Origin of the sequence: Massilia forsythiae (assembly GCF_012849555.1) — a bacterium.
In the GTDB taxonomy this organism is placed as follows: domain Bacteria; phylum Pseudomonadota; class Gammaproteobacteria; order Burkholderiales; family Burkholderiaceae_D; genus Telluria; species Telluria forsythiae.
Window position 1 is genome coordinate 2,043,330 of the sequence record NZ_CP051685.1, and the last position, 18,170, is coordinate 2,061,499.

General features: G+C 62.9%; 6 protein-coding genes, 2 tRNA genes and 3 rRNA genes. 9 read left to right on the top strand and 2 right to left on the bottom strand.

Annotation, left to right across the window (positions count from 1 at the left end; all coding sequences use genetic code 11):
- Positions 1–112 precede the first annotated feature (112 nt).
- The gene (locus HH212_RS08890; RefSeq protein WP_170202167.1) at positions 113–4,270 is read right to left on the bottom strand and encodes a DEAD/DEAH box helicase; all 4,158 of its coding nucleotides are present in this window, start codon (positions 4,268–4,270) and stop codon (positions 113–115) included.
- 20 nt (positions 4,271–4,290) lie between these two features.
- Complete coding sequence (locus HH212_RS08895; protein WP_170202168.1) at positions 4,291–6,246, bottom strand: dipeptidyl-peptidase 5; 1,956 nt, start codon at positions 6,244–6,246, stop codon at positions 4,291–4,293.
- Positions 6,247–6,411: 165 nt separating this feature from the next.
- Between HH212_RS08895 and hemE the strand changes: the two genes are divergently transcribed.
- From hemE to rrf, 9 genes are all read left to right on the top strand, one after another.
- On the top strand, positions 6,412–7,494 hold the full coding sequence (hemE, locus tag HH212_RS08900) for a uroporphyrinogen decarboxylase (RefSeq protein ID WP_170202169.1): 1,083 nt from the start codon (positions 6,412–6,414) through the stop codon (positions 7,492–7,494).
- A 567-nt stretch (positions 7,495–8,061) separates the two neighbouring features.
- The gene (locus tag HH212_RS08905; RefSeq protein WP_170202170.1) at positions 8,062–10,068 is read left to right on the top strand and encodes a primosomal protein N'; all 2,007 of its coding nucleotides are present in this window, start codon (positions 8,062–8,064) and stop codon (positions 10,066–10,068) included.
- A gap of 23 nt (positions 10,069–10,091) precedes the next feature.
- On the top strand, positions 10,092–10,946 hold the full coding sequence (locus tag HH212_RS08910; protein ID WP_170202171.1) for an SEL1-like repeat protein: 855 nt from the start codon (positions 10,092–10,094) through the stop codon (positions 10,944–10,946).
- A 77-nt stretch (positions 10,947–11,023) separates the two neighbouring features.
- Positions 11,024–12,472 (top strand): dihydrolipoyl dehydrogenase, encoded by a 1,449-nt coding sequence (locus HH212_RS08915; protein WP_170202172.1) that lies wholly within the window; start codon positions 11,024–11,026, stop codon positions 12,470–12,472.
- Positions 12,473–12,953: 481 nt separating this feature from the next.
- Positions 12,954–14,484, top strand: a 16S ribosomal RNA gene (locus tag HH212_RS08920).
- A gap of 79 nt (positions 14,485–14,563) precedes the next feature.
- A tRNA-Ile gene (locus tag HH212_RS08925) sits at positions 14,564–14,640 on the top strand.
- A gap of 97 nt (positions 14,641–14,737) precedes the next feature.
- Positions 14,738–14,813 (top strand) — tRNA-Ala (locus HH212_RS08930).
- 233 nt (positions 14,814–15,046) lie between these two features.
- Positions 15,047–17,923, top strand: a 23S ribosomal RNA gene (locus HH212_RS08935).
- 134 nt (positions 17,924–18,057) lie between these two features.
- A 5S ribosomal RNA gene (gene rrf / locus HH212_RS08940) occupies positions 18,058–18,170 on the top strand.
- Together the 16S, 23S and 5S rRNA genes with 2 tRNA genes alongside form the textbook arrangement of a ribosomal RNA operon.

Below are 18,170 nucleotides of genomic sequence, written 5' to 3' on the forward strand. Positions count from 1 at the left end.
TCTGTCTGCCTACGTAAAATAAAGGGCCAGATGGTGCGCGCGACGGATGGGGTCGCGGCGGGGCGTCAGGTTAGCACCATTCAGCGGGCTTGCAAAACCTTGAAACAATACGTCACTTCAATCCCTCGCGCAGCATGGCCAGCATGTCGTCGGGGGCCAGGCGCGCCGCCAGGTCCGATCCTTCCAGCAGGCTGTCGGCCAGGTCGCGCTTGTGGCGGTGCAGCTCGACGATGCCTTCCTCGATCGTGTGGCGCGCCACCAGCCGATAGATGGTCACCGGACGCTGCTGGCCCATGCGGTGGGCGCGGTCCGAGGCCTGGTCCTCGACCGCCGGGTTCCACCACGGGTCCATGTGGATCACGTAGTCGGCCGCGGTGAGGTTGATGCCGACCCCGCCCGCCTTCAGCGAAATCAGGAACAAATCGCCGTCGCCGGCCTGGAAGGCGTCCACGCGGCGCTGGCGCTCGTGCATCGGCGTCGAGCCGTCCAGGTACTGGTAGCGGATGCCGCGCGCATCCAGGTGCTTGCGGATCAGGCTCAAATGGTCGACGAACTGGCTGAACACCAGCGCCTTGTGGCGGTTTTCCAGCAGCTCGTCGGCCAGGCGCGCGAAGGTTTCCAGCTTGCTGCTGGCGATGCCGCTGTCCGGCGCCACCAGCTGCGGATTGCAGCAGGCGCGGCGCAGCTTCATCATCTCGGCCAGGATCTGGATCTGCTTCTGGTGTTGCGGCGCTTCCAGCGTGGCGATGCGCTCCAGTGCCTCGCGCCGCAGCGATTCGTACAGTGCGGTCTCTTCAACGCTGAGTTCCACCGGCAGCACGATCTCGGTGCGCGGCGGCAGCTCGGACAATACCTGCGCCTTGGTGCGGCGCAGGATGAACGGCTGCGTCAGGCGCCGCAGGCGCGCGCGCGCCGCGCTCTCCGCCCGTTTGTCCTGGGCGCGCTCGATCGGTCCGGCAAAGCGCAGGTTGAACTGGTCGGCGCTGCCGAGCAGGCCCGGATTGATGAAGCGGAATAGGTTCCACAGTTCTCCCAGGTGGTTTTCCAGCGGGGTGCCGGTGGCCACCATGCGGAAATCCCCCTTCAAGGCCATCACTGCCTGCGAACGGCGCGTGTGGGCGTTCTTGATCGCCTGCGCCTCGTCCAGCACGATGGTGCGCCAGCGTTGGTCCGCGAACGCCGCCGCCTCCAGTTGCAGCAGGCCGTAGCTGGCCACGATCACGTCGAAGGCGCCGGCGCCACGCAGCATGGCGGCGCGGTCCCCGGGCCCGAACAACTTGACGTTCAGCGTCGGCGCAAAGCGCGCCGCTTCCGACATCCAGTTGGTGGCCACCGAGGTCGGCGCCACCACCAGCGTCGGCCCGTCCGGCGCACGCGACAACACCAGCGCCAGCGCCTGCAGCGTTTTACCAAGGCCCATGTCGTCGGCCAGGCAGGCGCCCACGCCCCAGTGCGCCAGTCGCGCCAGCCATTCGAAGCCGTCGCGCTGGTAGTCGCGCAGCTCGGCCTGCAGTGTGGACGGCAGTTGGGGACGGTAATCGGCGCTGGCGCGCATCTGCTCCAGGTGCGCGCGCCAGGCGGCATCGGCCTCGACCCCGCCAGCGTCCTGGGCCAGTTCTTCCAGCGCGAAGCTGGCCAGCGGATGCACATGTAACGCTTCTTCATCCGCATCGGTATAGGCGCGCAAGTCCAGCAGGCGCCGGTGCAGTTCGTGCGTCAGCGCCAGGAACTGGTTGTCGCCGAGCGCGACGAAACGGTCTTCGCGCAGGCGCGACAGCAGCTCGCGCAAGTCCATCACGCGGCCCTCGTCGACCTGGATCTCGCCGTTGGCGGCGAACCAGTCCTGGTCGCGGCGGATCGTCAAGCGCACCGACTTCGACGCCGCCTTGTTCGCGATGCGGAACGGTTCGCCCTCGGGCCAGGCCACCACGATCCGGCCCGGGGCCAGTTCCTGCAGCTCGGCCAGCAGTTCCAGGCACAGGATCGGCGCGCCCAGCAGCCATTCGCCGTGCTCCGGCTCGTGCTCGGCCGCTTCCAGTGCGCGGCAATCGGCCAGCAGCTGGCGCTCGGCCTCGCGCTCGGCGTTCAGGTCGCGGCGCGCCTCGGTGCGCACGCCGAGCACGTCGGCGATCACGCTCTCGCCCCCGTCGCCGGGACGCAGGTAGGGGCCGGCGTCAGGCAGCGGACGCACCAGGATGCGGATGCGCAGCCCCTGTTGATACGGCAGCAGGTGCAGGTGCAGGCGCGCGTCGGCCGCCACCTGCTCGATGTCGCCGGGGCTGGCGCCGATGTCCGACTGCACGGTGACGATGGTCGAGATGGCGCTGATCGCCTGCAGCACGCGCCGCTCGGCCTGCAGCGGCACGGTCAAGCCGTCGCCGACGATGGCGCCGATGCGGCGGTGCTCGTCACGGACGCGCACGATGCGCAGGCGCGTCGCGGTCTCGCGCGTGACCACGACATCGCCCTGCTGCTCGCGCAAGGGCGGCACCAGCGTGAGCGTGACCAGGCCGCCGCCGGCGCGCACCATCAGTTGCGGCTCGCCCGGCAGCAGTTCGATGCGCGTGCCGGGAGCATCCATCCAGAACAGCAACGGATGGCCGGCCAGCGCCGCCACCGCCTTGTCCAGGTCGAATTCGTAGCGCGTGCCGGTGCCGCTGTAGTAGCGGAAGGCGCCGATCGCGCCGGCCGCCTGGATGTCCTGGGCGGTGAGGAAATCCAGTTCGGCGGCTTCCTCGGCCAGGCGTTTCAGGCCGATCGCCCGTCCGCGGCTCCATCCGCCTTGCGCGTCGCGCTTCTGCTCGCGCGGCTCGAGCGCGCGCACGCCCAGGTGCTCGTCCCAGCCAAGCAGCCAGGCCAGGCGCGATTCCTTGACCACCTCGACATTGACCGCCGGCTGCAGGTTGATCAGCGCGTTCAACTGGCGTTCCCACGGTTCCTCGCGCGCGAACCACAGCGTCATGTCGGTCAAGCGGTGCTGCTGGCGCAGCGCGATCGCCTGGCGCTCGCTGCCGACCATGCCGAGCCCGCCCAGAACCCCGCCGATCTGGGCCGCGATGAAGTCGAAGCCGGCAGCCTGCGCCGCCGCGAACTGCTGCTCCAGCAGGGCGCGCCGCTCGGCCAGTTGCGGCAGGCCGAGCCACCAGTGCAGCAGGGCGCGGAACATCACCGGCTGCGGCGTGCTTTCCCAGTTGCGCGAGGGGAGCACCTCGGCGTCTACGGTGCCGCCGCGGATCTGGCGCAGCATCGACAATTGCTGATACACGGCGCTGTCGTGGCGCTGCACCGCGCGGGTGGCGGCGTCCAGGTAGCTTTCCGCCGCCTTCTGGTGCTTGGGAGCGCCGCTCCTCAGCAGGGCCGCCACGTACAGGTGCCCGCCGATGCCCGCGAACACCGCCTTGCGCTTGCCGGTCTCGCGCCGCAGGGCTTTTAACGCCTTGTCGAAGCCGGCCAGGGCGGCATCGAATTCCTCGCGCAGCAGTTGCAGCACGCTGCGCAGGAACAGTTCGGTGGATTCGTCGAGGTCGTGCAGCAGCGCCTCGGCCGCATCCAGCCGCCCGCACAGGATCCAGTGTTCGGCCAGCGCCGTGCGCAGCGCCATCGACGCATGGCCTTGCGCGACGTACTCGTCGGTATAGGCGCGCACTGGCGGCGCGGCGCTAGGCTCGCGCTGGACGTGGTCGACCAGCACCGCCAGCACGTCGTCGCGCAGCAGGCCGCCGATGCGTTCCATCAGGTCCGGCGCGAACGGGCGCAGGCAGATCTCCACCAGCGGGTGCAGGTGGGCGGCTTCGTGGCAGCGCAGGCAGGCCGCCAGCAGCGGCGCCACCGCCTTCGGGCCTTCGCCGGCCAGCAGCGCCATGCGCAGCAGCGCCACGCCCTGGCGATAGCTGCGCAGCATCGGCGTACCGTCCCAGTCGACCCGCAGCGGCATCACCCGCTGATAAACCTCGCACAGGGCCTTGAAACGGCGTTCGCGCAGCGCCCAGTCGATTGCCGGCCAGGACACTTCCGGCGCGACCACGTAGCCGCGCGACGGCAATTCTCCGGCCAGGCCGGCGGCGCGCAAGCCTTCCAGCGGTTCCAGCAGGTCGTCTTCCAGCAGGACGGCGCCATCCTCGGCCGCCAGCGGAGACAGGTGTTCGTGGATGCGGCGCCGGCCCATCGGTTCGCCGGCCAGCGCCAGCAGCGCCAGGATCAGGCGGGCGCCCGTGTCGCATGCCTCGAAGCGTGCGCGCAGGACGTGCGCGGGCTCGTGCGCCGCATGCATGACGCCATCGACAGCGCCGGTCATCCGGCGAGATGTTCGATCTCGACCGGCGGCAACCCGGCCGGCACCGGAATGCCGAATACGCGCAGATAAAACACCAGTTCCGCTTCCAGCGTGCGCACGATGCTGTCGGCCTTGCGGAAGCCGTGCCCCTCTCCGGCCAGCGTCAGGTAGGCCACCGGCACCCCGCGCACGCGCAACGCGTCGACCATGACTTCCGACTGCGGCGGCGGCACCACCTTGTCGTCCAGGCCCTGGAAGAAGATCATCGGGCGCGCCAGTTTATCGGCGTGGTTGACCGGCGAGCGGGCGGCATAGACGGCGGCGGCCTGCGGCTTGGGTGCGATCAGGTATTCGTTGTAGCGCGACTCGAACTTGTGCGAGTCGGCGTCCAGGCCGGCCAGGTCGGACACGCCGTAGTAGCTGGCGCCGGCCTTGAAGACGTCGTGGAAGGCCAGTGCGCACAGGGTGGTCAGGCCGCCGGCGCTGCCGCCGCGGATCACCAGGCGCTCGCGGTCGACCAGGCCCTGGTCCGCCAGATAACGCGCCCCGGCCACGCAATCCTCGACGTCGACCACGCCCCACTGGCCGCGCAGCAGGTCGCGGTAGGCGCGCCCGAAGCCGGTGCTGCCGCCGTAGTTCACGTCCAGCACGGCGATGCCGCGGCTGGTCCAGAACTGGGTCGCCAATTTGAGGGTGCTGGTGGCCATGCTGGTGGGGCCGCCGTGGCCGATCACCATCAGCGGCGGCAGCTCGCCCTTGGGCGCCTCCTGGTCGCGATTCTGCGGCGCATAATAAAAGGCGTGCGCCACGCGGCCGTCCGCACTCGGGTAGCTGACGCTGCGCGGCACCGACAAATAGCCGACGTCGGGCAGATCCTCGATCGAGCGCGCCAGCACCTCGCGGCTGGCGTCGCGCAAGTCGATGCAGGCCAGTTCCAGCGCGATGGTGGGTGCGCCGGCCAGCAGCGCCAGGGTATCGCCCACGACGCGCAATTCCTTGATTTCCTGGTATGGATTGTCGATCGGGGTCAAGGCGCCGCTGGCCGTGTCCAGGCGCGCCAGATGGCTGACGCCATCCTCGATATAGGTGCAGACGATTTCCCGCTCGGAGCGGAAGCCGTACATCGCATTGCCGAAGGTCCAGTGCGGGCCGGCGAATTCGGCGGCGCGCTCGCACACCGCATGGGTCACGCCGTGCGCGAAACGATAAATGTTCCACCAGCCGCTGCGGTCGGAGACGAAGTGCAGGATACCCGCGGGCGACCATTCCGGCTGACAGATCGATTCGTCCGCTCCGCCGGCGACCAGGCGGCCATTGATCAGGGTGCCGTCGGCGCCGACGTCGGCCAGCCACAGCTCGGTGCCCTGCCAGGGCATGCGCGGGTGGTCCCAGCACAGCCAGGCCAGTTGCGAGCCGTCCGGCGACAGGCGCGGCGACGAATAAAAATCGTTGCCTTCGACCAGCACGGCCTCGCTGCCGTCGAAGCCGAGCGCGCACAGTGTGTTGACCGGATACGCGCCACCGGCGGCATGGTCTTCGCGCACCGAGACCAGGCGGGCGCGCGCGGCATCCAGCACGAAGTCGGCATGACGCGTGGCGGCGGGCCCCGCAGCAGCAGCGGCGGCGCCGTCCAGGGCCACCGGCGCGCCATCGCCGTCGATGCGGTAGACGCGGTTGTCGGCAAAATGCGAGAACCATACCGTGCCGCCCGCCGCCAGCAGCGCACCGCCGCCGTATTCGTGCACGCGGGTGCGCACGTTGAACGGCGCCGGCGTCAATTCCATCGTCTGTCCGGCGCGCCGGCGCAGCAGCGTGTTGCGGCCGCCTTCGCTGGCGCGGCCCGCCAGCCAGTAGACGTCGGCGCCGTCGAGCAGCAGTTGCGACAAGGGCGTGGCGCCGGCCGCGACCACGGCGGCGCTGATCGGGGAAGTCCAGGCGCCGCAGGGAGCGGCCTGTTTGGAGATGTCGGGCATGATCGGTCCTGGCGATGGGGAAAGCGCATTATAAGAGCGTGCGCCGCTGAGCGCCGCCTGGCGCCGCCGCACCGGCGGCACGCCGCGCTGCAGCTCAGCCGGGCGGTGCTGGCCCGCCGGGAATGCGATAATACCCGTTTACCCCGATTTTTCAGCCAGGTTGCCATGCCACAATTCTCCCCGCTCCAGAACGACACCTTCCTGCGTGCGCTGCTGCGCCAGCCGACCGACTACACCCCGGTGTGGCTGATGCGCCAGGCGGGGCGCTACCTGCCGGAATACCGCGCCACCCGCTCACGCGCCGGTTCCTTCCTGGGCCTGGCCAAGAACCCGGACTTCGCCACCGAAGTCACGCTGCAGCCGATCGACCGCTATCCGCTGGACGCATCGATCCTGTTTTCCGACATCCTGACGGTGCCGGACGCGATGGGCCTGGGCCTGTATTTCGAGGAGGGAGAAGGGCCGAAGTTCGAGCGCACCGTACGCACCGAGGCCGACGTGGCGGCGCTGCGGGTGCCGGACATGGCCTCGCTCGACTACGTGTTCCGGGCGGTGACCAGCATCCGTACCGCGCTGAACGGCCGCGTGCCGCTGATCGGCTTTTCCGGCAGCCCGTGGACGCTGGCCTGCTACATGGTCGAGGGCGGCGGCTCCAAGGAGTTCCACACCATCAAGAAGATGCTGTATGCGCGTCCGGACCTGATGCACCGCATCCTGGAGATCAATGCGCAGGCCGTGGCCCAGTACCTGAATGCCCAGATCGATGCCGGCGCCCAGGCCGTGATGCTGTTCGACTCGTGGGGCGGGGCGCTGGCCGATGGCGCCTACCAAGCGTTTTCGCTGCACTACATGCGCCAGGTGGTGGCGCAGCTGCAGCGCGAAAAGGATGGCGTGCGCATCCCGGCGATCGTGTTCACCAAGGGCGGCGGCCTGTGGCTGGACCAGATGGCGGATATCGGCGCCGATGCGCTCGGCCTGGACTGGACCGTCAACCTGGGCCGTGCGCGTGCGCTGGTCGGCGACCGCGTCGCCCTGCAGGGCAACCTCGACCCGGCCGTGCTCTTTGCTTCCCCGGCTCAAGTGCGCAGCGAAGTCGAAAAGGCCTTGACCAGCTACGGCGCGCCCTCGGACGGCCACGGCCACGTGTTTAACCTGGGCCATGGCATTTCGCAATTCACGCCGCCGGAATCCGTGACGGCGATGGTGGATGCCGTGCACGAATTCAGCCGCCGCCAGCGCGTCGCTTGACGAACTTGCTCTCCGACATGCAATGCCGGAGAGTGTCCGCAAAAAGCCGGAACATCACACTTATTCACAAAATCCCGGTATGCCATGCTGAGCGAGGTAAAAATGAAAAAGCTGTGTAAATCCATTATAAGTAACTGATTTTAATAACTTATGTGGAATCCGGGGCGGTCCCGTCCGGCTCACTTCAGTCTGGTAATACGCACTTTCGACGGTTTGTCCAGAGCCTTGTTCACAAAGTTATGCACAGCTTCTGTGAATAATCCCGAAAAGTGCTTGGTTTACCGGGGTTTACGTCATTTCTTCAAGTGTTGCATCAGGATTTTGCTGCATTGCGTGCTAGTTTTTCAGTGGCAATGCCCAGTTATACACAGAAGCAAGCGAGCGAGCGGTTTTTTCATCCTGTTCAAGTGGCTGTAGTTAAGTGATTGAATTTAATAGCTAAAATATTTGTTGAAATTAGAAAAGTGCTAATGGCTTTGATTTAACGTAAACCTTTGTCCCGGTCAAGCTTTCCATTTTCCACAAAGTTTTCCACAGTTTTCCACAGGCACCTTTCAGGTTTTTCGCTTGGCCCATTGCATCTTACAAATCGCCCTGGATACCCCGCTCGACAGCGTGTTCGACTACCGCTGGCCGTGCGAGCCTGGCGCCGAACCCCTGGTCGGGCAGCTGGCGCTGGTCAGCTTCGGCCGCCGCGAAGCGGTCGGCCTGATCGTCGCCGTCAAGCACGAGACCGACGTCCCGGCCGACAAGCTGAAAGATGCGCTGGCCGTGCGCAGCCAGCTGGCGCCCTTGTCCGAGCGCTGGATCCGGCTGGCGCGCTTCGCCGCCGGTTATTACCACCGTCCGCTGGGCGAGGTGGCCTTGCCGGGACTGCCGAAAAACCTGCGCGTGCCGTCCACCGTGGCGCTGGATCGTGCCCTCAAGAAGCTGGCCAGGCTGGATGCGGCGCACGACGCCGCGCCGGCCGGCATGCCGGCATTGAATTCCGCCCAGCGCCAGGCTGCCGATGTCATCGGCGGCGCCCAGGGTTTTACGCCGCTGCTGCTGTACGGCGTCACCGGCAGCGGCAAGACCGAGGTGTACCTGCAGGCCTGCGCCCAGGTGCTGGCGCGCGATGCCGATGCGCAGATCCTGGTGCTGGTCCCGGAAATCAACCTGACGCCGCAGCTGGAAGCCAACATCCGCGCCCGCTTTCCGGGCGTGATGCTGGCCACGCTGCACAGCAGCCTGTCCGAGGGCGAGCGCATGCTGCACTGGCTGGCGGCGCACCAGGGCCGCGCGCGCATCGTGCTCGGCACCCGGCTGGCGATCCTGGCCTCGCTGCCGAACCTCAAACTGATCGTCATCGACGAGGAACACGACCCCTCGTACAAGCAGCAGGAAGGTTTGCGCTATTCGGCGCGCGACCTGGCGGTATGGCGTGCCCACCAGCTCGGCATTCCGATCGTGCTGGGTTCGGCCACGCCCTCGCTGGAGAGCTGGCACCATGCCCAGACCGGCAGGTACCGCAAGCTGGAACTGCGCGAGCGCGCCGTGCGCGACGCCGTGCTGCCGCGCGTGCGCCTGGTCGACATGGAGCGCGACAAACCCAGGGAGGGCTTGACGGCGACGTTGATGCAGGCGCTGCGCCAGCGGCTGGAGCGCGGCGAACAGTCGCTGCTGTTCCTGAACCGGCGCGGCTATGCGCCGGTGCTGTGCTGCGACGCCTGCGGCTGGATCAGCAACTGCACCCGCTGCACGTCCTTCATGGTGCTGCACAAGCCGGAACGCCGCCTGCGCTGCCACCACTGCTCGCTGGAGCTGCGCATCCCGCACGCCTGCCCGACCTGCGGCAATATCGACCTGCAGCCGCTGGGACGCGGCACCCAGCGCATCGAGGAGGGTTTACAGGCGCTGTTCCCGCAGGCGCGCATCCTGCGCATCGACGCCGATTCGACGCGCCTGAAGGGCAGCGCCCAGGCCGCGTTCGACAGCGTGCACCGCGGAGAGGTGGATATCCTGATCGGCACGCAGATGGTCGCCAAGGGCCACGACTTCAAGAAACTCAGCCTGGTCGGCATCCTGAATCCGGACACCGCGCTGTTTTCCCAGGATTACCGCGCCAGCGAGCGCCTGTTCGCGCAATTGATGCAGGTGGCGGGACGGGCAGGGCGCGCCGGCCTCGAATCCGAAGTGCTGATCCAGTCGCGCTACTGCACCCACCCGTTGTATGGCGCGGTGATGCGCCACGACTACGACCGCTTTGCCGGCGATTTGCTGGAAGAGCGCCGCCAGGCCGCGCTGCCGCCCTACATGTACCAGGCTTTATTGCGCGCCGAGGCGCCGGAGCTGGCGGTCGCCATCGCCTTCCTCGAAGCGGCGCGCGACAGCGTGGCGGCGGACGCCATCGTCATCAACGATCCGATCCCGATGACCATGACGCGCGTACACAACGTCGAGCGCGCCCAGTTGCTGGTGGAGTCGGGGTCGCGCCCGGCGCTGCAAGCCTTCCTGGTGCAGTGGGTCGATGCCTTGCGCGCACTGAAGAGCCGGGTAAGATGGTCGCTCGAAGTCGATCCGCTCGACATCTGATCATCCTTCGCTTGAAAGACGCCATGCCCGTTCCACGCATCCGACGATTTGCTGCGCTGGCCGCCATCCCGGCAGCCTTGATTTTGCTGTCCCTGGGCTTGCCCGCGGGCGCGGCCGGCGCCGACGCCCCGTCGCATTACGGCGAGAAAGCGGTGAGCGCGATCAAGGGGCGCATCCGCTTGAAGGATTGCGCCGGCGCGATCGACGACCTCAAGACCAGCCTGAAAAAAGGCTTCCCCGAGGCGAACATGCTGGCGGGGAGCATGTACGAGAATGGCGTGTGCGTGAAGCGCGACTGGGAGCGCGCCATCCCGTTCTATATCCAGGCGTGGGAAGGCGGCCTGCGGGAAGGGGCGGACCGCCTGGCCGCAGGCTACGCGGCCCCCGAAAACGGCGCCGACGTGGCCGCAGCCCTGTGGTGGGCTGTTCGCGGTCGCGGCCGCGACTGGTTGCCGGAGTGCGCGGTCGGTCGCGCCGCGGCCGACGATATCGACCGCTTCGCAGCCGAGCTGCAGACCTGGCCGCAAGCGCGGCTGGCCATGTGCAATTACGTGACCGGCGTGATGTCGACCCTGGCGGCCGAGGCCCGCTATCCGGCCCAGGCCTTCGTCGAAGGCGTCGGCGGCCATGTGGGCATCCGTTTCCTGCCCGCGGTACCGCGTATCGAGATGCAGCGCGGCGGCGTGCAGGAGTACCTCTTGCTCGGCCTGGTCAACGGCGACGCGGCGCGCGAGCGCGGCAGCAGGTCGGCGGACGGCTTCGAAAAGGAACTCGGCGAGGTGGCCGACCGCGCCCTGCGCCGCTATCCGCAGCCGGCCGGCATGCCGGCCGCCATGGTGGTCAAAACCTCGTACGATTTCCAGATCCAGTTCGAATAGCCGCGATGGCGCATGGCGCCGCCGCCGGCTTCGTGAAAATCGCGTATCGTCACGTACGCGAACCAGTGGAGGAAGAGATGCAGAAACTGAAGGTCGATGTCGCCGTGATCGGCGCCGGCACCGCGGGCCTGGTGGCCTATCGCACGGCCAGGGCGCATGGCGCGCACGCCGTGCTGATCGAGGGCGGCCCCTACGGCACCACCTGCGCGCGCGTGGGTTGCATGCCGAGCAAGCTGTTGATCGCGGCGGCCGAGGCGGCGCACATGCTGGATGCGGCGCCCGGCTTCGGCGTGCATGCCGGCGAAAAGCGCATCGATGGCGTGGCGGTGATGGAACGCGTACGGCGCGAGCGCGACCGCTTCGTCGGTTTCGTGCTGGAAGGCGTCGACAGCATTCCCGCTGGGGACAAGCTGCGCGGCCATGCGCGCTTTACGGGGCCGCACACGCTGGTCGTGGATGGCGCGGATGGCCAGGACGTCGACCTTGAGGCGGCGCGCGTGGTGATCGCCACCGGCTCCACGCCGACCCGGCTGCCGAAGTTGCAGGATGTCGGCCCCGGCGTGATCATCAGCGATGACGTGTTTGATTGGCAGGACCTGCCGCGCTCGGTGGCCGTGATCGGCACCGGCGTGATCGGCCTGGAGCTGGGCCAGGCCCTGGCGCGCCTGGGCGTGCGCGTGAGTGTGTACGCGCGCGGCGGCAGCGTGGCCCAACTGACCGACCCGGTGGTGCTGCGCAATGCGGCGCGCGTGATGAGCGAGGAGCTGGACATCCACTTCCAGGCCGAGATCGTGGGGGCCGAACAGGATGGCGACGAGGTGCTGCTGACCACGCGCGAGGGCGGCGAAGAGAAACGCGCGCGCTTCCAGTACGTGCTGCAGGCGGCCGGACGCACGCCCAACGTGACCGCCATCGGTATCGAGCACAGCGGCCTGGAACTGGGCACCAACGGCGTGCCGCTGTTCGACAGCCGCACCATGCAGTGCGGGACCAGCCATATCTTCATCGCCGGCGACGCCAACAGCGAACGCCCGGTGCTGCCGGAAGCGGCGGACCACGGCAAGATCGCCGGCGACAATGCCGGCCGCTATCCGGACATCCGCGCCGGCCTGCGCCGCGCGCCCCTGACCGCCGCCTTCACGGAACCGAACATCGTCACGCTCGGCGCCAGTTACAAGACGCTGTGCGAACCGGGGCGCCTCAAATTCGCGGTCGGGCAGGTGTCGTTCGAGAATCAGGGCCGCAGCCGGGTGATGTTGCAGAACAAGGGGATGTTGCGTGTGTACGGCGAGTACGGCAGCGGCCGTTTCCTGGGCGCCGAGATGATCGCGCCGCGCGGCGAGCACCTGGGCCACCTGCTGGCCTGGGCCGTGCAGGCGCGCATGACGGTCGAGCAGATGCTGGACATGCCCTTCTATCACCCGGTGGTGGAAGAGGGCGTGCGCACCGCCCTGCGCGACCTTGCGGCGAACCTGGCCAAGGGCGCCAGCGACATCGATCCGGATGCGATCGAGCCGGGGACGTGAGCGGCAAAAATGGCGTGATGTGGACCGGCGATATGGCGATCGCATTTGCGCAACGGCCTCTTGCGCAGGTGCTCATCCATTTGCTATAGTTCGCATCCTGCTTCTGCAGCGTAGTAAAAAGCTGAACCGAATCAAGAGGTTGAGCTGGCTTTTTTGACAAGGCCGCTGGCGCTGAAGAAAAAAGAGAGGTTGACGAAGCAAAAGAAACACTGCATAATCTCACTTCTCTGCTGCTGACGAACAAAACGATTCGCAGAATGCAGCAAGGCAGGTCCGAATACGAGTTCTTTAACAATAAACAGTCGATAAGTGTGGGCGTTTGATGAAGGTGCCGGCAGCTGCGAAAGCGCTGTCGATTACTTAAATTATCAAATGTTCACGAAAAAGAAATACGTTGCTCAGCAATGAGTGACGGTCAGTATTTTGAGTGAGCGACCCCTTGGTAACCCAAGGGTGGCAGTAATGCCAACAAACAGAGATTGAACTGAAGAGTTTGATCCTGGCTCAGATTGAACGCTGGCGGCATGCTTTACACATGCAAGTCGAACGGCAGCGCGGGGCAACCTGGCGGCGAGTGGCGAACGGGTGAGTAATATATCGGAACGTACCCAAGAGTGGGGGATAACGTAGCGAAAGTTACGCTAATACCGCATACGATCTATGGATGAAAGTGGGGGATTCGCAAGGACCTCATGCTCCTGGAGCGGCCGATATCTGATTAGCTAGTTGGTAGGGTAAAGGCCTACCAAGGCGACGATCAGTAGCTGGTCTGAGAGGACGACCAGCCACACTGGGACTGAGACACGGCCCAGACTCCTACGGGAGGCAGCAGTGGGGAATTTTGGACAATGGGCGCAAGCCTGATCCAGCAATGCCGCGTGAGTGAAGAAGGCCTTCGGGTTGTAAAGCTCTTTTGTCAGGGAAGAAACGGTTGGGGCTAATATCCCCGGCTAATGACGGTACCTGAAGAATAAGCACCGGCTAACTACGTGCCAGCAGCCGCGGTAATACGTAGGGTGCGAGCGTTAATCGGAATTACTGGGCGTAAAGCGTGCGCAGGCGGTTTTGTAAGTCTGACGTGAAATCCCCGGGCTCAACCTGGGAATTGCGTTGGAGACTGCAAGGCTGGAGTCTGGCAGAGGGGGGTAGAATTCCACGTGTAGCAGTGAAATGCGTAGAGATGTGGAGGAACACCGATGGCGAAGGCAGCCCCCTGGGTCAAGACTGACGCTCATGCACGAAAGCGTGGGGAGCAAACAGGATTAGATACCCTGGTAGTCCACGCCCTAAACGATGTCTACTAGTTGTCGGGTTTTAATTAACTTGGTAACGCAGCTAACGCGTGAAGTAGACCGCCTGGGGAGTACGGTCGCAAGATTAAAACTCAAAGGAATTGACGGGGACCCGCACAAGCGGTGGATGATGTGGATTAATTCGATGCAACGCGAAAAACCTTACCTACCCTTGACATGTCAGGAATCCTCGAGAGATTGAGGAGTGCCCGAAAGGGAGCCTGAACACAGGTGCTGCATGGCTGTCGTCAGCTCGTGTCGTGAGATGTTGGGTTAAGTCCCGCAACGAGCGCAACCCTTGTCATTAGTTGCTACGAAAGGGCACTCTAATGAGACTGCCGGTGACAAACCGGAGGAAGGTGGGGATGACGTCAAGTCCTCATGGCCCTTATGGGTAGGGCTTCACACGTCATACAATGGTACATACAGAGGGCCGCCAACCCGCGAGGGGGAGCTAATCCCAGAAAGTGTATCGTAGTCCGGATCGCAGTCTGCAACTCGACTGCGTGAAGTTGGAATCGCTAGTAATCGCGGATCAGCATGCCGCGGTGAATACGTTCCCGGGTCTTGTACACACCGCCCGTCACACCATGGGAGCGGGTTTTACCAGAAGTAGGTAGCTTAACCGCAAGGGGGGCGCTTACCACGGTAGGATTCGTGACTGGGGTGAAGTCGTAACAAGGTAGCCGTATCGGAAGGTGCGGCTGGATCACCTCCTTTCTAGAGTAGCACCGGGGCGAAAGCTCTGTCATCAAGCGTCCACGCTTATCGGCTGTTGAACAGTAAAGAACAGTGTTTCGGGGCTGTAGCTCAGCTGGTTAGAGCACCGTGTTGATAACGCGGGGGTCGTTGGTTCGAGTCCAACCAGCCCTACCAGTCAACGCAGTTGCCTATAAAAATCATCTGGCTTTGCCAGGGATTTTTATCTGGATCCACAAAAAAGTAGGTTTGTACTTTTTTGTGAATGAATTCCGGGGGATTAGCTCAGCTGGGAGAGCACCTGCTTTGCAAGCAGGGGGTCGTCGGTTCGATCCCGTCATCCTCCACCAAAAGTTCAAACGTAAGCGATGCGACAGCATACGTTTAGGTTTGGTCTTTTCGAGATCACTGTTTTTTCGTTCTTTAACAATCTGGAAGAAGTAAAGTTTTCTTTAAGCGTTCAATGTACCGAAAGGTAGGTTGGACACTTAGGGTAGTAATCTGTATGTATCAACAAACAAAGTAAGCTGAACTCTTGTAATTATGACGATCCCTGATACTCATGCAGGGGCCAACGTTATAGGGACAAGTGAATAAGTGCACATGGTGGATGCCTTGGCGATTACAGGCGATGAAGGACGTAGTAGCTTGCGATAAGCTGCGGGGAGCTAGCAAACGAGCTTTGATCCGCAGATTTCCGAATGGGGAAACCCGGCCCTTTGGGTCATCGTACACTGAATACATAGGTGTACGAAGCGAACGCGGCGAACTGAAACATCTAAGTAGCTGCAGGAAAAGAAATCAACCGAGATTCCCAAAGTAGTGGCGAGCGAAATGGGATGAGCCTTGTACGTGATAGTCGATCGGATAGTGGAACGGATTGGAAACTCCGGCCATAGCGGGTGATAGCCCCGTACATGAAATCCGAACGGTGATACTAAGCGTACGACAAGTAGGGCGGGACACGAGAAATCCTGTCTGAAGATGGGGGGACCATCCTCCAAGGCTAAATACTCGTAATCGACCGATAGTGAACCAGTACCGTGAGGGAAAGGCGAAAAGAACCCCGGGAGGGGAGTGAAATAGATCCTGAAACCGTGTGCATACAAACAGTCGGAGCCTCTTCGTGGGGTGACGGCGTACCTTTTGTATAATGGGTCAGCGACTTACATTCAGTGGCGAGGTTAACCGGATAGGGGAGCCGTAGAGAAATCGAGTCCGAACAGGGCGACAGTCGCTGGGTGTAGACCCGAAACCAGGTGATCTACCCATGGCCAGGATGAAGGTGCGGTAACACGCCCTGGAGGTCCGAACCCACTAATGTTGAAAAATTAGGGGATGAGCTGTGGGTAGGGGTGAAAGGCTAAACAAACCTGGAAATAGCTGGTTCTCTCCGAAAACTATTTAGGTAGTGCCTCAAGTATCACCATCGGGGGTAGAGCACTGTTATGGCTAGGGGGTCATTGCGACTTACCAAACCATTGCAAACTCCGAATACCGATGAGTGCGAGCTTGGGAGACAGACGTCGGGTGCTAACGTCCGGCGTCAAGAGGGAAACAACCCAGACCGCCAGCTAAGGTCCCAAAGATTGGCTAAGTGGAAAACGAAGTGGGAAGGCTAAAACAGTCAGGATGTTGGCTTAGAAGCAGCCATCATTTAAAGAAAGCGTAATAGCTCACTGATCGAGTCGTCCTGCGCGGAAGATGTAACGGGGCTAAGCCAGTCACCGAAGCTGCGGATATCCTTTATTGGATATGGTAGGAGAGCGTTCCGTAAGCCTGAGAAGGTGTCTTGTAAAGGATGCTGGAGGTATCGGAAGTGCGAATGCTGACATGAGTAGCGATAATGCGGGTGAAAAGCCCGCACGCCGTAAGCCCAAGGTTTCCTGTTCAACGTTCATCGGAGCAGGGTGAGTCGGCCCCTAAGGCGAGGCAGAGATGCGTAGCTGATGGGAAGCAGGTTAATATTCCTGCACCGTCGTATGATGCGATGGGGGGACGGATCGCGGAAGGTTGTCCAGCTGTTGGAATAGCTGGTTTCTGGTTCATAGAAGGCGCTTAGGCAAATCCGGGCGCAGGATTCAAGGGACTGGGACGTGTAGCCATGTGCTACGAAGCAATCGGAAGTGGTTCCAAGAAAAGCCTCTAAGCTTCAGTCATACGAGACCGTACCGCAAACCGACACAGGTGGGCGAGATGAGTATTCTAAGGCGCTTGAGAGAACTCGGGAGAAGGAACTCGGCAAATTGGTACCGTAACTTCGGGAAAAGGTACGCCCCGGTAACTTGACTGCTTTGCTGCAGAAGGGTGAAAGGGTTGCAATAAACTGGTGGCTGCGACTGTTTAATAAAAACACAGCACTCTGCAAACACGAAAGTGGACGTATAGGGTGTGACGCCTGCCCGGTGCTGGAAGATTAAATGATGGGGTGCAAGCTCTTGATTGAAGTCCCAGTAAACGGCGGCCGTAACTATAACGGTCCTAAGGTAGCGAAATTCCTTGTCGGGTAAGTTCCGACCTGCACGAATGGCGTAACGATGGCCACACTGTCTCCTCCCGAGACTCAGCGAAGTTGAAATGTTTGTGATGATGCAATCTACCCGCGGCTAGACGGAAAGACCCCATGAACCTTTACTGTAGCTTTGCATTGGACTTTGAACCAATCTGTGTAGGATAGGTGGGAGGCTTTGAAGCGGGGACGCCAGTTCTCGTGGAGCCATCCTTGAAATACCACCCTGGTTTGTTTGAGGTTCTAACCTTGGCCCGTGATCCGGGTCGGGGACAGTGCATGGTAGGCAGTTTGACTGGGGCGGTCTCCTCCTAAAGTGTAACGGAGGAGTTCGAAGGTACGCTAGGTACGGTCGGACATCGTGCTAATAGTGCAATGGCATAAGCGTGCTTAACTGCGAGACCGACAAGTCGAGCAGGTACGAAAGTAGGACATAGTGATCCGGTGGTTCTGTATGGAAGGGCCATCGCTCAACGGATAAAAGGTACTCTGGGGATAACAGGCTGATTCCTCCCAAGAGTTCATATCGACGGGGGAGTTTGGCACCTCGATGTCGGCTCATCACATCCTGGGGCTGTAGCCGGTCCCAAGGGTATGGCTGTTCGCCATTTAAAGTGGTACGTGAGCTGGGTTTAAAACGTCGTGAGACAGTTTGGTCCCTATCTGCCGTGGGCGTTGGAAATTTGAAGGGGGCTGCTCCTAGTACGAGAGGACCGGAGTGGACGAACCTCTGGTGTACCGGTTGTCACGCCAGTGGCATTGCCGGGTAGCTAAGTTCGGAAGAGATAACCGCTGAAAGCATCTAAGCGGGAAACTCGCCTTGAGATGAGATTTCCCGGAGCCTTGAGCTCCTTGAAGGGTCGTTCGAGACCAGGACGTTGATAGGCTGGGTGTGGAAGTGCAGTAATGCATTAAGCTAACCAGTACTAATTGCCCGTACGGCTTGTCCCTATAACCTTGGCAGTCATGCCAAAGACGAGGGTTCGGCTGTTTGTTGATACAGGCAACACCACAGATTACAGAAAATACTTCTTCCAGATTCAGGGTGGCGTCGCGCACAGCACGACGCACCCGTACAAGTCATGCCTGATGACCATAGCAAGTCGGTACCACCCCTTCCCATCCCGAACAGGACCGTGAAACGACTTTGCGCCGATGATAGTGCTGCAACCAGTGTGAAAGTAGGTTATCGTCAGGC